Source organism: Parapedobacter tibetensis (genome assembly GCF_024704835.1).
Classification (GTDB): domain Bacteria; phylum Bacteroidota; class Bacteroidia; order Sphingobacteriales; family Sphingobacteriaceae; genus Parapedobacter; species Parapedobacter tibetensis.
In genome coordinates this window covers 42,323-57,276 of sequence record NZ_JAMXBE010000005.1, presented here as the reverse complement: position 1 = coordinate 57,276, position 14,954 = coordinate 42,323, and the positions used below count along the sequence as shown (strand labels likewise).

Genomic DNA, 14,954 nt, shown 5'->3' with positions numbered 1-14,954 from the left:
CCTACCAACCGCCGGCCCGCCGGTGCAGCTCGGCTTCGATACGCAGCAACGGCTCGCAGCTGTCTTTGATGGTGCAGTCTACGACACTGCCGTAACGATCATATACAATATCGCAGCATGCCATAAAAATACCGTGGAGTTTTTTGCGGGCGCGATGGATGCGCATCTTCGCGGCAGAAAGGCCGATGCCGAGTCTGCGTGCGATTTCGCGCTGGGGAATATTGTCGATATCGCTCCAATGCAAGGGCATGGCATATTCCTCAGGTAGTAGCTTAATCAGGTGCACCATGCCGTCACTCAGTTTCAAATCCGTTCCCTCGTCGGCATGTTGCTCCAAATCGGTGATTTCCAATGTAATCTGGGCGCCCCGCGCTTTGTTTCGGAAATGGTCGGCAATGACATGGCGTGTAGTTTGGTAGAGCCATGCTTTGGGGTTACTCACCTCCGCTCCCTCGGCATGCACTTTGGCAGCCCGGTACATCACCTCCTGCACAATATCTTCGGCCGTGGGCCCATCCCCCACTTTCTTAAGGGCATAGCCCTGGAGGGCGCCATAGTGCTCATTGACGACCTCGTTGATATCGCAACACGCTTCCCTTTGTTTGTTCATCGTAAACCGATTATGATGATTATGGCAAGGCGGTATCCGCATCAGGACGCTGCCGTTGCGGAGGCACCCTCGCCATAGTATTTATTCCGGAACCAAAAAGCCAGGTTAACCAGCGCGATGAGCGCAGGTACCTCGACCAACGGCCCGATCACGCCAGCAAACGCCTGTCCGCTATTGATGCCAAACACGCCGATGGCTACGGCTATGGCTAACTCAAAATTATTGCCCGTGGCGGTGAAAGCTATGGCCGTATTCTTGGAATAATCCGCTCCTAGGCGCTTACCGATGAGGAAGCTGAACACAAACATAAACGCGAAATAAATGACCAAGGGGATAGCGATCCGCACCACGTCCATCGGAATCCGCACGATAAGTTCGCCTTTCAAGCTAAACATCACCACGATGGTAAACAATAAGGCAATCAGCGTGATGGGCGAAATAAAGGGTACAAACCGTTTATTGAACCACTCCTCCCCTTTCAGCGCAATCAAGGCATACCGGCTCAGCACACCCATCAGGAAGGGGATACCCAAATAAATGCCAACGCTTTTGGCAATCTCGCCAATCGTGATATCCACCTCGGCTCCTCGGATGCCGAACAATGGGGGCAGTACCGTGATGAAAAAGAAGGCAAATATACTATACAACAACACTTGAAAGATGCTATTTAACGCAATCAACCCCGCTGCATATTCCCGATTGCCTTCGGCCAACTCGTTCCATACCACGACCATGGCTATACAGCGCGCTAACCCAATCAGGATGACGCCAACCATATATTCTGGATAATCATGCAAAAAGACAATGGCTAATATAAACATCAAAACCGGACCAATGACCCAATTAAGCAAAAGGGATACGCTGAGTATCTTGGTATCTTTAAACACCTTGCCCAACTGTTCGTATTTTACCTTAGCTAAAGGGGGGTACATCATCAAGATGAGGCCAATGGCTAAAGGAATATTGGTGGTTCCACTGCTATAAGTGTTAATAAATGCCGAACTGGACGGGACGAAATACCCCAACCCTACCCCGATCGCCATGGCTAAAAAAATCCAAAGGGTGAGGTAGCGATCCAAGAAACCCAGTTTCCTGCGTCCAACAGCGGGTGCGCAGTTAGTCGCTGACATGTCTTTCTCCATTGATGTGTTCTCGGATAAATCTATGGCTGTAGTCCTTGATTTGGTCCCTTACCGACCTGAATTGATCCATCACTTCTTCAGGTGTACCCGTTGCTTTGGCTGGATCTGGAAAATTATGGTGCAACTTCAGTGCCTTAGTGGGAAAATAAGGACAGCTTTCCCGCGCATTGTCACAAACGGTAATGACATAGTCAAAGTCCACGTGGCTGTATTCGTCCACGTGGTTTGACGTATGGCCGGATATATCGATGCCATCCTCTTTCATCACTTGGACGGCTTTGGGATTCACACCATGGGTTTCAATCCCGGCACTGTACACTTCGGCCTTGCCTTGGGCAAAGTGCCTTAGGTACCCTTCTGCTAATTGGCTTCGGCAACTGTTGCCGGTGCATAAAACAAGTATTCGCTTCATTTATTTACTATTTATGAGCTGATAGAACACGGATAACACAGATGTAACGGATGCTCACTGATGATATACCCATATTACGAGCGTCACCCAAGTTCCGCCATTTTATTTTATAACTCCATTTAACAGCATCCAGAACCCGGTTCGCAAACTTCCACCGTGGCTAACTTTACCATTTCCACTTTCTTTTTTGGTTGCGTTACCGAGTCTTCACAGCATTCTTTGCCAGCTGCCGTTGTGCCGCAACTGCCACCCCTGCCTATGGCTTTGCACTGCGTGGCATCGGGAATGAGGTTTACCACCAAGTTTTCGCCTTCTTGGATGAATTCGCCCGGAAACATTTGGCGAGTATCAAACTGCGAGTTGCCAAATTCGATTTTTACAATGGCGGAAGGGTTGAGTGGTAGCGACTTTTCGACTACGCCGACAATAGCCAAGGCTTTGCTAACTTCCATGGCACGGCTTTGCTCTTTGCCCGCCGGCTCCCAAAGTTGCACGATGATTTCCGTCCATGCGTTTAATACCCCGCCGCAGTCTACAGAAGTGATGGGCGCTTGTTTGATTTCAGTAATGTGATAGGAAGCATCCACCCAATGCCCCTCGGCATACTGGAATTGCAGCACCATATACGGATGTGCCGTTAGTTTTTCTTTAAACGTGCCCCAAGTCATTAAATCCATATTGTTCATAATATTGCAATTTTACGATGAATAATTAGCTATTACATGAGTAAATATTATTAACTTCTGCTTTCCTTAACAGCAGCCGGAAGTACCCCGGTAGGCGTTAAAGAAATTATTAAGTTGCTCCTGCAATACTCCCCAAACCTCCTCATTAATGCAATAGCACACGCTGACTCCTTCGATGGTGCCTTGAATAATCCCCACATTTTTCAACTCCCTAAGGTGCTGGGAAATGGTGGCTTGTGCCAACCCCAATTCTTCCACCAAGTCACCGCAGACGCAACTTTTGGTCGCGATAATATGTTGCAGGATGGCTATCCTCGCGGGATGCGCAAGCGCTTTAAGCAATACCGCCAATTGGTTTTGCTCAAGGGTGAAAATCTCTGTTCTTGTAAGTCCCATAATATTATATTGCAATATTACGATAAATAAATGACTGAAACAAATTCATACAAGGAAAAAAGTTTTACAAAAATACGGTAGCAAGCCAATTATAAGGAAATGCCACCCCTTGACATGGTTTTAGTATATCAAGGGGTTAGGCAAACTCTTGCCGCCATCCGTTAGCAACAACCTGAAGATTGCTTGTCAGAAGCAATAAGCACTTTTTTCTCTTGACCATTCTTAGCATTCTCATGCTCTTTTGTCTCTTCCCGCATTACCGGCGCGTCTTCGTTGGCCTCTTCGATTTGTACGGCACAGCAATCGTTCGTTTTGGCTTTGAACAATTTGCTCAAGAAACCTGTTGATTTTTGATTTTCCATGATATCTAATTTAATTATTGATGTGAATGAACTAACTGAGGACGTTGAATAAATAACCAGCGGCGACCGCGGTAAGGAAAATTACCGCGATAATCATGATCACTAGTTTACGTTTGAAAAGGCTGGCGAGCATACTCATTTCAGGGATAGCCATCCCCGCTCCGCCAATAATCAGCGCGATTACCGCCCCTATTCCCATCCCCTTGCCTAATAGGGCTAGGCCGATGGGAATAGCTGTTTCCGCGCGTATATAAAGGGGTATACCCAGCACTGCTGCAATGGGGATGGCCAACATATTATCCTGCCCAGCCACTTTCAGCACGAAATCTCCGGGCAGATACCCATATATCGCCGCCCCTATTCCTACACCAATAAAAAGGTAAGGCAGTACGGGGCGCATTCCATTCCAGGCTTCCCCAAAAGCATGGCTGATTTTCCTTGACCATGGCCAAGCCTTGTTTTCTTCTTGTACCTGTCTGGATGCATTTCCTTTGATACGGATGTTTTTGACATATCGTTGCGCACCTATCTTCTCTAAAAAATATCCAAACATAACGGCGCAACCAAATGCGACAACAAAATAGATGGCTGCTGCCTTAATCCCCACCATGGCACCCAACATGCCAATGATGATGGGATTGAGCAAAGGAGAGGCTATGAGGAACGACATGATGGCACCAAATGGCACACGGGCTTGTAAGAAACCTGCGGTTATCGGGATGGTGGAACAGGCACAAAATGGTGTCAAGGCACCAAATAATCCACCAATGGCATTACCATATAATCCTTTACCTACGAGTTTTTTCCGTACACGCTCTTCCGGTATATGCATCAAGATTAAGCCAACTATTGTGCTGATAAGCAGAAAAAGTCCAATCAATTCAAGAGAAATGATAAAAAAATATTGAAGGGTATCCGTTAATGTGTTCATGATAATTTTATTTGTTTGTATGTACGATATACTAATCATCTGTTTCATAAGGGTAGTCGGAAAACGGACAAAAAAGTCACAACGCTCCAAAAAAAATCGACTGTAGTAGTCAGGTTGCTAGGGAAACACTACCTTTAAGCCTTAAATTTATCCCATCAGGAGAAGTATGCTCACGGATTTCGCCATCAAAAACAAGATTGAGCCCAACCAGCACATCAAGATTGCGGAATTCAGGAAAGACATCCGCAGAACAACCCCGCACTAATGAACGTTATTGTAAATCACGGGCATTTGCCCTTTCCACCTACTCCAAGCAATCTCATCTGTTATTAGTTTCGCCATAAAATGTCCTACGTTTATACGGCTTGTTTTTCCCGGATTGAACATTGTCCAAGGCACGATGCCACAGCTTTGCAGCCAGAAAGGTGGTTTGCCATCTCGTCCACGCTAATTAGTGTAATGTTCTCCTTGATTATGGTTACCCTATCGTTGTCGCCCCAAGCGTCAGGGATATTACTAGTTGAACGAACGATTGCCTTGACCCGCTGTCCTGATTTTAATAATTGTTCCACCAACAGCTTTCCTGTCGCGCCGCTTGCTCCAACTACCATTGTCGTCATATTTCTGTGTCTTTGGTTTTTTTGTCTAGATGCTGGCCTGACCAAACCGTTTTGAAGTATTCGCAAACAATTTCCATTTCTTGATTAGGCGATTCACCATCTTCTTTCATTTCATTGGCATAATATTCCCAATGTACTGTTTTCCAATAGGCTAAGCTCTTATCACCTTCTCCCTCTATAAAGGCATATTCAGGCGTTATGTCCTTAAATTTAACGATTTCAATTTTAATGGTCTGAATTATTGCTTTGGGTTCGCCATTCCAATTTGTTACAATCGCTAAATTTCCAACTTCCGGTACCTCTTCGTTATTTTTCTGAAACCACCAAACTGATGGTGATGAAGCTTGCTTAATTCCTTTTAGGACAAGTTCGGCGCATTCATCAGCGTCTTTTTTATTATCACAGAAATAATAAGATGGGGGCTGTTTGTAATGCTTATGGTCACGGTTTTGTTTTAGGAATCCGTTCCAAAAATCAGCAATCAGATTCATTTTTTTGTCATTTTACGGCTGTAGTGGTGTCGTTATTTTTCTAGGCAGGCATAGGATTCACTTGAATTTGTCCACCAATCGCTTTTAAAACTTTCATTATTGTCTCAAATTGAGGTTTGGCTCCGTCAGACAAAGCTTTGTATAAACTTGGTCTGCTCAATCCTGTTTCTTCAGATATTTTAGTCATTCCTATCGCTTTTGCAATATGTCCAATTGCATTAATTACGTCTGCATTATCTCCTTCTTCTAAAACAGTATTGAGATATTCTGCAATCATTTCTTTGCTGTCCAAATAATCCGCTATGTCAAATTTTGAAGTTACCATAATTTCTATTTGTTTAATTTTTCCCAGATTTCTTTTGCTTTCCTAATGTCATTTTGTTGAGACGATTTATCTCCACCAACAAGCAATACAATTATTTTTCCGTCTTTTTCTTTGAAATAAACTCTATAACCTTTAGCAAAATTCACCCGCAACTCGCTAATTCCATCGCCTACAGGTTTGCAATCTCCAAAGTGTCCGCCGTTTTCTATTTTCTGAATTCTAAAGATAATTTTGGCCTTTGCTCTCAAATCCTTTAGCTTTCTCAACCACTTATCAAACTCAGATGTTTTTTCGATAAAGAACATAAGTATTGTATCCAACTGGATACAAATTTACATTATTTTTCTGAATCAATGTAATTGATTTTAATTTTTCGGCAGCTTGGTTCTAATACACCACAACGGTTTGGGTATTTATGAAGTGGCAGATTTAGAAGCTGAAAGTTTCAATTTAGCACTAAAGTTTAATAGACCTGTCGCCGCCTGGTATACCGGTTTCGGGAACCGTCTTGGTAGATTTTACGATTATGTTTTGGCCGGTTCCGATCGTTTTTTGCTTAGCACTGTTCGGTATTTGCCTAGAACCGTTTGTTTTGCTGGTGCATGTGCAAATTTCCCGACGGTTACCATTCGGTAAATGACCGGAGAGGAAAACAAGGCGTGGATTGACGATCGGTTTTTCAATGATGCCGATCGGTGGTTGGTGCATGCCGATTGGTTTCTGTTTGGATACAATCACCACACGGCAGGCATCGATTGGGTTTTGAGGGTTGCCAATCGGTAAATGGGTTGCCGTGTTTTTCCCCGTTTGGGTACCGAGTGGTTTTCGGTATTTGCTGATCGGTATTTGTCCGATACCGAACGGTGTTGGAGCGCAGCGGAAAATATCATCATGGAAAACATTCGGCAAATGCGCAATACCGAACGTCAATGGCCGCAGACCGAACGTTCCCGGCTGCAAGTTGGTCAACAAATCCGTCGGGTTTGCCGCCGCGGCGCCGTTGTCCATGTATTGGTATGTGTTGTTGTTCATCCTGAAAGAATGTTTATTGCTTCTGTTGTTGAAGCTACAAAGTTGATTTGTCTGCCTTTGTTACTTTCATAAATGAAGTCATTTAAACTTTTACTTGTATATTTAGAATAGTCACCAACTATAGCCAAACGAACGCGATAAGTCGAAAATTTTTGAAGTATTTCTCCCGCAATCCCGTTTTTAAGGTCAAAAAAATCAGGAGTGATGTTTTTTTCATGAATTACAATCTTGTCGAAACCTTGATAGTATAAGTTGCCTAATAAGTCTAATCCGTCTTCAGTTTTGTTTATGATAGTATCGTCCGAAACTACTTCGGCAATTTTTATATCGTCTATGTTGTGGGTTTTAATTTTCATTTTGTCATGCTGTTATTTTTTCTTGTAGGTAGCCCTTTACAATGCCCGCTAATGGTTTGTGGGGATAAAATTACACAAAGTTTTCAAATATGGTTGGCATGGTATTTTAGATCAGCGCTGCTTTGAAAAGGTCGGTATCTAATGTCCTTCCTGCGTGAGGGATAGGAAACATCATGAAAGGTATGTGGAACGGGTTGAACTCGAACAACGTACCACAAACGTTACAAAAAAAGCTTGCTGCGATACCATTATATTTTCAAATAGACCATGGATAAGATATTTTGCCGTACTACCTTTGTCAGGTAGATTAATTTACTTTAATCACATACCCACATTGCATAACGACCAAGTGAAACCGATGCTAAATACCGATGCCACCGCCACCACGATCATCATCCGTTTGATGGTGGGCGTTGTCTTTCTATCGGAAGGCATTCAGAAGTTCCTTTTTGCGGAAAAACTTGGGGTAGGTCGTTTTGCCAAAATAGGCTTGCCCAATCCTGAATTTCTAGGCCCTTTTGTGGGTGGTTTCGAAATTACCTGTGGTACGCTGGTGTTGCTGGGTTTATTCACGCGGTTTGCCGCCATCCCCCTACTCTGCATCATGGTAGTAGCCATCGCTACAACTAAAGCGGACGTACTGGCTAATGAAGGCTTTTGGGAGATGATGCATGGCAGTCGTACAGATTGGGCCATGTTATTGGGTAGCTTGTTCCTTCTTATCAAAGGAGGTGGTCGATGGTCACTCGATGGAAAAATCAGTAAGCCATGGACATCCTAATCCTCTCATTGGCAGCATTCCTTATCGCACTGCTTACCTTTTTCTCCGGTTTTGGCCTCGGAACCATCCTCACCCCGGTATTCATGATTTATTTTCCGGTGGATCTGGCCATAGCCCTCACAGGCGTAGTCCATTTCTTTAACAATATCTTTAAGCTGGTGCTGGTTGGCAAACAAGCAGACCGGCAAGTATTGCTCCGCTTCGGTATTCCGGCAGTGCTCGCTGCATTTGTTGGAGCATGGCTTTTGTTGCACATGGCTGATTTCGAACCCCTCTTTGCTTATTCGATCGGAAGCAAAACGTTTGAGGTTTACCCCATCAAGTTCATCATTTCCATCTTGCTCATCCTGTTTGCAATCATTGACTTAGTTCCCCTCTTCAACAAATTACAGTTCGGCAAAGACAAGCTACCCATAGGTGGTGCCTTGAGTGGATTCTTCGGAGGCCTATCGGGAAATCAGGGTGCCTTACGTAGCGCTTTCCTGATCAAGGCAGGCTTGTCCAAAGAGGCCTTTGTGGCCACTACTGTTGTTGTATCCTCGTTTGTCGATTTTACCCGACTTTCTGTCTATGCCACCCGATTTACCAAGGCCGGGCTTCAGGATAACCTATTGCTGGTAGTTTGTGCTATCGTGGCTGCTATTATTGGGGCTTACCTGGGCAATAAGCTATTAAAAAAGGTAAAACTCAGATTCATACAAGTCTTGGTGGCTGTGATGCTTATCTTCATTTCGTTGGCGTTGGGGGCGGGGATGATTTGACTTCCGCGTACTTTGTCCGCCAGCTGGCGGAAAGGCGCCTTGGTAACTTCGCGTGAACCCGGCGTGAAAGGAAATTTGTCGTGCGCCCCATTTTCGATCCGGGGGTGTTTAGGATATATCAACTATTATGTTATCTTTGCGGCCGAAATGCGATTCTCTATTCAGCAAAGCCCTGTTACACCGCCTTGATTTAAGGTAGCGCTTCACACCAACAGCTGTGATGTATTTTCTCCCGGCATACCAACATGGCGGGATTCTATTTTTGTCTTATCTATTATTTAGTTTATACTTATCCATCATTTCGCTTTACCCCATCCTTATGCACCCTTACTTACGTTTATTTGATTTTAAACAGAAAGTCGACTACAAAATCGAGATCCTCGCCGGTTTGACCGTAGCCTTGGCCCTGATCCCAGAGGCGGTAGCCTTTTCCATGATTGCCGGCCTCCCCCCTTTGGTGGGATTGTATGCGGCATTTGTATTGGGATTGGTCACCGCAATTTTTGGTGGCCGCCCCGGCATGATATCCGGAGCCACGGGTGCCATAGCCGTAGTCATTGTAGCCTTGGCCAAAACCAAAGGCATCGAATATGTATTTGCAACCGTCGTATTGGCCGGTATCATTCAAATCATTGTTGGCGTACTCCGCTTGGGCAAACTCATCCGGTTGGTACCACATCCCGTGATGTTTGGGTTTGTCAATGGTCTGGCCGTTATCATCTTCATGTCGCAATTGAATCAGTTTAAAATGAAAGTGGGCGATGAAATGGTGTGGCTCACCGGGCAACCGCTATTCATGATGATTGGTTTGGTAGCCCTCACCATTGGCATCATGGTATTCCTCCCCCGAATCACCAAGGCCGTACCGGCATCATTGGTCGCCATCATCGTGGTCTTCATCCTCGTGGCCAGCTTCGGGCTGGAAACCAAGACCGTAGGTGATATCGCTTCCATCAAGGGTGGGTTCCCTCCTTTCCATATCCCCGGAGTGTCCTTTACATGGGAGACATTCAACACCATCTTCCCCTATGCGGCCATCATGGCCGGCGTGGGGCTTATCGAGAGTCTGCTTACACTGAATCTCATCGATGAGATCACGGGCACCCGAGGCCGGGGCAACAAGGAATGCGTGGCACAAGGGGGTGCTAATATCCTGAGTGGATTCTTCTACGGCATGGGCGGTTGCGCCATGATTGGTCAGAGCCTCATCAACATTTCGGCCGGCGCCCGCGCACGTTTATCCGGCATTGTAGCCGCTGTGATGCTCTTGGTATTCATCATGTTCGGTGCTCCCTTGATTGAAAAAGTACCCATGGCGGCCCTCACGGGTGTTATGATCATGGTGGCGGTGGGCACTTTTGAGTGGATCAGCATCCGCATGATTGGTAAAATGCCCAAGCACGATATTTTTGTGGGTGTGCTGGTCGCGGCGGTGACCATCCTGCTGCACAACCTGGCTTTGGCCGTGCTCATCGGCGTTATCATTTCAGCATTGGTATTTGCTTGGGAAAGCGCCAAACGGATCCGTGCGAGGAAATATGTTGATGAACAAGGCGTAAAACACTACGAAATCTACGGACCGTTGTTCTTTGGTTCCATCACGGCCTTCAATGAGAAGTTTGACATGTTGAATGACCCCGATGAGGTGGTCGTCGACTTCAAGGAGAGCCGCGTGGCCGACATGTCGGGTATCGAAGCATTAAACAAACTCACCGAACGCTACCATCAAGCAGGGAAAAAACTGCACTTGGAACACTTAAGCCCTGATTGCAGGAGGCTCCTCCATAATGCCGGCGCCTTGATTGAAGTCAATATTATGGAAGACCCCACCTATAATGTAGTAACTGATCAGGTAAAATAACAAAAACGAATCCATGAAGCTTGAAAACGAAATAAAGAAGAGAAGGACTTTTGGCATCATCAGCCACCCGGATGCAGGCAAAACCACGCTGACTGAAAAGTTGTTGCTCTTTGGTGGTGCGATACAGCAGGCCGGTACGGTCAAACGCAGCAAACCGGGTAAAACTGCCACTTCGGATTTTATGGAGATCGAAAAACAGCGGGGTATATCGGTGGCAACATCGGTCATGGGTTTCGAATATAAAGGCAAAAAAATCAACATCCTGGATACTCCGGGCCACAAGGATTTTGCGGAAGACACCTATCGTACCCTTACGGCCGTGGATTCGGTCATCCTTGTGGTCGATTGCGTGAAGGGTGTGGAAGAGCAAACCGAAAAACTGATGGCGGTCTGCCGCTTACGCCATATCCCAGTTATCATATTCGTCAACAAAATGGACCGTGAAGGCAAGGATCCTTTTGACCTGCTCGATGAACTGGAAAAGAAACTCAATATATCCACCAGGCCACTTACTTGGCCTATCGGCATCGGCCATACCTTCAAAGGGGTGTATCACCTACAGGCCAAGGGATTGAAGCTTTATGAACCGGTAAAAAAAGGGGTTTCCGAAAACCTTATCGCGGTGCAGGATCTGGACGACAAGATGCTGGAGCGTACGCTTGGCAACAATGCCGCCCAACAACTACGTGACGATGTCTCACTTTTGGAAGGTTTATACGAACCGTTTGACCTATCCCTATACCGATCGGGATACCTGGCCCCTGTATTTTATGGAAGTGCAATCAACAATTTCGGCATACGGGAATTACTGGATACCTTTATTGATATCGCACCCCCACCCTTGGAACGCTCGGCAAACGAACGAACCATCAAGCCGGATGAACCGCAATTCACCGGATTCATTTTCAAGATACATGCCAACCTGGATCCCAAACATCGCGACCGAATTGCATTCTGCCGCATATGCTCCGGACAATTCCAGCGCAATACATTTTACTACCATACACGGCTGCAGAAGAAATTGAAATTTGCATCGCCTACCAGTTTCATGGCCGATAGCAAAAGTGTGGTCGATGAGTCCTGGCCCGGTGACGTAGTGGGATTGTATGATGCGGGAAACTTCAAGATAGGTGATACCCTCACGGAAGGGGAAGACCTGCAGTTTCTTGGCATCCCCAGGTTTTCACCGGAAATCTTTCGCCTATTGGAAAACACGGATCCCATGAAATCCAAGCAATTGGACAAAGGCATCAATCAATTAATTGATGAGGGAGTGGCTCAGCTCTTCTTCCAGGAGCTGGGCAACCGAAAAATCGTGGGCACTGTGGGTGAGCTGCAATTTGAAGTCATCAAGTTTCGTTTGCTGCATGAATACGGTGCTTCCTGTGCCTTCCGGTCTGTGGAATATACCAAAGCCAGTTGGATAAGCTCATCAGACCCTGTGAAGCTCCAAAATTTCCTGCAACAACAATCGAGACGCATCGCTTTCGACAAAGACGGTAATCCCGTATTCCTGTCTTCATCCGCATGGGATATTACATACGCGTTGGAAAAACATCCGGACATCCGTTTACACGACAACTCAGAATGGCAACGGCAGCGGTAACACCTTACGCTGTAATCCATTCCGAGCTCCATTCAATTTATTTATTATTGAAAACACCCTTATCTTAATCCGCTCCGAGGCTTAGGAACCATTCGTTAACTGTTTCAAATAAATGCATCAGCTGAAAAGTTTGTAGGTGACTCTCAATAACCTTTTAACCACAGAACCCAATCCCCGGGATTTTAAGTCGACGATGGCCTTTTGATTAATACGAGAAGCGGTAGGATACGGATAGATCTTATCAAATAAGGCGTTGACGGAAAGTCCCTGGCTATTGGCCATGACCAGCTCCTGGATTAATTCTCCAGCATTGGGAGCTACCATTGTTCCTCCCAATAGGCGCTGTTTTCCGAAAATGTTTTTCCGTGTTAAATAAAGGATCAGCTTGCCGTATTGATAGTTGTCGGTCACCGCCCGATCATCGTCTTTAAAATCCTGTTCCAGCTTCGTATAGCTTATATTGCGTTCTTTCAGCGCTTGCTCACTTAGTCCAAAGGTGGCAACCTCGGGATCGGTAAAGGTTACCCAGGAGAAATGATCGTTACGGAGTCTTTTACGAAATGGAGAAAAGAAATTATTCAGCAGGATACGCGCGTGAAATTCCGCCGCGTGCGAAAACTGAAGATCCCCTGCCACGTCCCCGCATACAAAAACATGCTTATTGCTTGTTCTTAGGTAGGCATCGGTTTTGATTTTGTTTCCCTGTACCTCAATACCGGCATTGTTCAAGTGTAGTGTTTCCAGCACAATCTTGCGACCAATACCTACAAATACAGCATCAAAAAAAATATGTTCAGTACTTCCATCTTGTCGAGTAACAACAGCTTCATTTGGCGAAGAAAAAGAGGTTATTTCTGCATCAAATTGAAGCGTAATCCCTTCTTTTTTTAACTGTTCCAGTAAAACGGTTGACACGGATTGATCGTCGTGCGGTAATAAATGCTTACCATGACTTAAAACGGTAACCTTACTGCCAAGTCTACTCATGGCCTGGCTTATCTCCATGCCTATGGGGCCGGCTCCAATAACCAGTAAACGTTTCGGAACAGTAGCTATGTTAAAGATATTTTCGTTATCGTAGTACGCCACTTTTTCCACACCGGGCACATGTAGTTTCTTCGGACTTGAACCGGTTGCAATGACAATTTTTTTTGCTTGATAGCGGGTGCCACTTACCGCTATTTCATTTTTACCGACAAAAAAAGCTTCACCCAACGCGACGTCTATTCCCTGTTCTCTTAACCAGGCAGCATTCTCATGTACCCTGATTTTTTCCTGGCCGCTTTTGATATAGTCAGTCACCTTTTTGATATCAATACGCCCTTCGATCGAAAGGCCGAAATTTTGTGCCTGTTTCGCATAATGGGCTATTTTGGCCGCATGTATCAACGCTTTGCTCGGCACACAGCCATCATTCAGGCAATCACCACCGATGTCATGGTCCGATTTCGAAACCATCAGCACGTTCAGGCCTACCATTCGCATGAAAAGCCCTACACTTAATCCTCCCGAGCCACAACCGATTACGATGATGTCGTATTTATTTTGATCCATAACCATTAGTCTTCAAAAATTCATAAACCTGACATGTTACTGTTTCTGTTTTAAAGGTATTGATAATTAATGCTGTATTAATGGATCAACCTGTATTAACTTTGATAGGGGTACCAGCATAGGTCGCATTAAATTATTATCTTTACTTAATGGATGAGCGCGGACACGCCGGAGGCAACACCGATACCATCAATCGCTGGCTATATGTGATAAAACAGCTTCGGCGTTAACTGCATTGGGACGTAATGATATTTTTATTTCAGGCAGCACCTATTTCTATGATGGTGGTGGATATTGTTAATCAAATTAAAACTCAAAGTGATGAAAAAATTTATGTTATGCGCATTTGCAGCTACCTTGATCGTTTCCTGCCAAAATAGCGCAGATAATCAGGAAAAATCTACTGGTTCATCAGCAGATAATCCCGATTTAACCGCTTACGGAATAGAAAATTCAACCCATCCAAAAGGATTAAAGATAGGCGACACTGTCCCTGACATTGCCATGCAAACTTCTGATTTGAAAGAAATAACAATAAAGGAATTATACAACGATCGGCCGCTCGTAGTAATCTTCTATAGAGGCTATTGGTGTCCTGTTTGTAATAAACATTTATCGGAGTTTGCAGCAAGAGCGGCTGAAATTGAAAACGCGGGCGCCAGAATTATTGCGGTTACCCCAGAAAGTTATGATAAGGCCGATATTACCATTGAAAAAACGGGAATGGATTTTACGGTAATTTCAGATATTGATGGCAGTGTTATGAAAGCCTTTGATGTTCAGTTTGATGTTACGGAAGATTACCATACGATGATTGAAGACGAACTAAATGCTTCCATAACCGAAACAAATGCTAGTAAAAGTGCGGTATTACCCGTTCCGGCCACTTTTATTATAGACACCAACGGTAAAGTAGTTTACAGGCAATTCAATCCTGATTATAAAGAGCGAGCGTCTATTGATGATATTTTAAATAATTTGCCCCTATCTGAAAAAGAATAGCGCGAAATATGCTAAAATGAAATGGC

19 protein-coding genes are annotated in these 14,954 nt (G+C 45.0%); 5 read left to right on the top strand and 14 right to left on the bottom strand.

Features of this window, described 5'->3' with window-relative positions; all coding sequences use genetic code 11:
* Position 1: 1 nt before the first annotated feature.
* The 13 genes from NF543_RS09860 to NF543_RS09800 all read right to left on the bottom strand — a co-directional run bounded on the left by NF543_RS09860 (position 2) and on the right by NF543_RS09800 (position 7,363).
* Positions 2–610: a sigma-70 family RNA polymerase sigma factor gene (locus NF543_RS09860; protein ID WP_257667963.1), complete on the bottom strand. Its 609-nt coding sequence runs from the start codon at positions 608–610 to the stop codon at positions 2–4.
* Between the two features lie 41 nt (positions 611–651).
* Entirely contained in the window at positions 652–1,740 is a 1,089-nt protein-coding gene (gene arsB, locus NF543_RS09855) for an ACR3 family arsenite efflux transporter (protein ID WP_257667962.1), read from the bottom strand.
* The gene (locus tag NF543_RS09850; RefSeq protein ID WP_257667961.1) at positions 1,727–2,164 is read right to left on the bottom strand and encodes an arsenate reductase ArsC; all 438 of its coding nucleotides are present in this window, start codon (positions 2,162–2,164) and stop codon (positions 1,727–1,729) included. The genes arsB and NF543_RS09850 overlap by 14 nt, the downstream gene beginning before the upstream one ends.
* 119 nt (positions 2,165–2,283) lie before the next feature.
* A complete protein-coding gene (locus tag NF543_RS09845; protein ID WP_257667960.1) occupies positions 2,284–2,850 on the bottom strand; it encodes a DUF6428 family protein in 567 nt (188 codons plus the stop codon).
* Positions 2,851–2,916: 66 nt separating this feature from the next.
* Entirely contained in the window at positions 2,917–3,246 is a 330-nt protein-coding gene (locus NF543_RS09840) for an ArsR/SmtB family transcription factor (protein WP_257667959.1), read from the bottom strand.
* A 161-nt stretch (positions 3,247–3,407) separates the two neighbouring features.
* Positions 3,408–3,608 (bottom strand): hypothetical protein, encoded by a 201-nt coding sequence (locus NF543_RS09835; RefSeq protein ID WP_257667958.1) that lies wholly within the window; start codon positions 3,606–3,608, stop codon positions 3,408–3,410.
* 31 nt (positions 3,609–3,639) lie between these two features.
* On the bottom strand, positions 3,640–4,539 hold the full coding sequence (locus NF543_RS09830; protein ID WP_257667957.1) for a permease: 900 nt from the start codon (positions 4,537–4,539) through the stop codon (positions 3,640–3,642).
* 356 nt (positions 4,540–4,895) lie between these two features.
* Complete coding sequence (locus tag NF543_RS09825) at positions 4,896–5,159, bottom strand: NAD(P)H-binding protein (protein ID WP_257667956.1); 264 nt, start codon at positions 5,157–5,159, stop codon at positions 4,896–4,898.
* Positions 5,156–5,650 carry an ASCH domain-containing protein gene (locus NF543_RS09820; protein WP_257667955.1) on the bottom strand — a complete coding sequence of 165 codons (495 nt, stop codon included), beginning with the start codon at positions 5,648–5,650 and terminating at the stop codon, positions 5,156–5,158. The genes NF543_RS09825 and NF543_RS09820 overlap by 4 nt, the downstream gene beginning before the upstream one ends.
* A gap of 40 nt (positions 5,651–5,690) precedes the next feature.
* Positions 5,691–5,975, bottom strand: coding sequence for an addiction module antidote protein (locus NF543_RS09815; RefSeq protein ID WP_257667954.1), 285 nt, complete (start codon positions 5,973–5,975; stop codon positions 5,691–5,693).
* Positions 5,976–5,980: 5 nt separating this feature from the next.
* Positions 5,981–6,295 (bottom strand): type II toxin-antitoxin system RelE/ParE family toxin, encoded by a 315-nt coding sequence (locus NF543_RS09810; RefSeq protein WP_257667953.1) that lies wholly within the window; start codon positions 6,293–6,295, stop codon positions 5,981–5,983.
* A 136-nt stretch (positions 6,296–6,431) separates the two neighbouring features.
* A complete protein-coding gene (locus NF543_RS09805) occupies positions 6,432–7,007 on the bottom strand; it encodes a hypothetical protein (RefSeq protein WP_257667952.1) in 576 nt (191 codons plus the stop codon).
* The gene (locus NF543_RS09800; protein ID WP_257667951.1) at positions 7,004–7,363 is read right to left on the bottom strand and encodes a DUF4180 domain-containing protein; all 360 of its coding nucleotides are present in this window, start codon (positions 7,361–7,363) and stop codon (positions 7,004–7,006) included. Before NF543_RS09800 ends, NF543_RS09805 begins: the two co-directional genes overlap by 4 nt.
* 358 nt (positions 7,364–7,721) lie before the next feature.
* On the opposite strand from NF543_RS09800, the gene NF543_RS09795 reads away from it, so the two are divergent.
* The 4 genes from NF543_RS09795 (at position 7,722) to NF543_RS09780 (ending at position 12,372) form a co-directional block, all read left to right on the top strand.
* Positions 7,722–8,144 carry a DoxX family protein gene (locus NF543_RS09795; RefSeq protein ID WP_257667950.1) on the top strand — a complete coding sequence of 141 codons (423 nt, stop codon included), beginning with the start codon at positions 7,722–7,724 and terminating at the stop codon, positions 8,142–8,144.
* A complete protein-coding gene (locus NF543_RS09790; RefSeq protein ID WP_257667949.1) occupies positions 8,132–8,905 on the top strand; it encodes a sulfite exporter TauE/SafE family protein in 774 nt (257 codons plus the stop codon). Before NF543_RS09795 ends, NF543_RS09790 begins: the two co-directional genes overlap by 13 nt.
* A gap of 319 nt (positions 8,906–9,224) precedes the next feature.
* Complete coding sequence (locus tag NF543_RS09785) at positions 9,225–10,766, top strand: SulP family inorganic anion transporter (protein WP_257667948.1); 1,542 nt, start codon at positions 9,225–9,227, stop codon at positions 10,764–10,766.
* A gap of 13 nt (positions 10,767–10,779) precedes the next feature.
* Complete coding sequence (locus tag NF543_RS09780) at positions 10,780–12,372, top strand: peptide chain release factor 3 (protein WP_257667947.1); 1,593 nt, start codon at positions 10,780–10,782, stop codon at positions 12,370–12,372.
* A 117-nt stretch (positions 12,373–12,489) separates the two neighbouring features.
* Here NF543_RS09780 and NF543_RS09775 read toward each other — a convergent pair whose 3' ends face one another.
* The gene (locus NF543_RS09775; protein ID WP_257667946.1) at positions 12,490–13,926 is read right to left on the bottom strand and encodes a dihydrolipoyl dehydrogenase family protein; all 1,437 of its coding nucleotides are present in this window, start codon (positions 13,924–13,926) and stop codon (positions 12,490–12,492) included.
* 321 nt (positions 13,927–14,247) lie between these two features.
* Here NF543_RS09775 and NF543_RS09770 point away from each other — a divergent pair, with 321 nt between their 5' ends.
* Positions 14,248–14,928, top strand: coding sequence for a peroxiredoxin-like family protein (locus NF543_RS09770; protein ID WP_257667945.1), 681 nt, complete (start codon positions 14,248–14,250; stop codon positions 14,926–14,928).
* Positions 14,929–14,954: the final 26 nt, after the last annotated feature.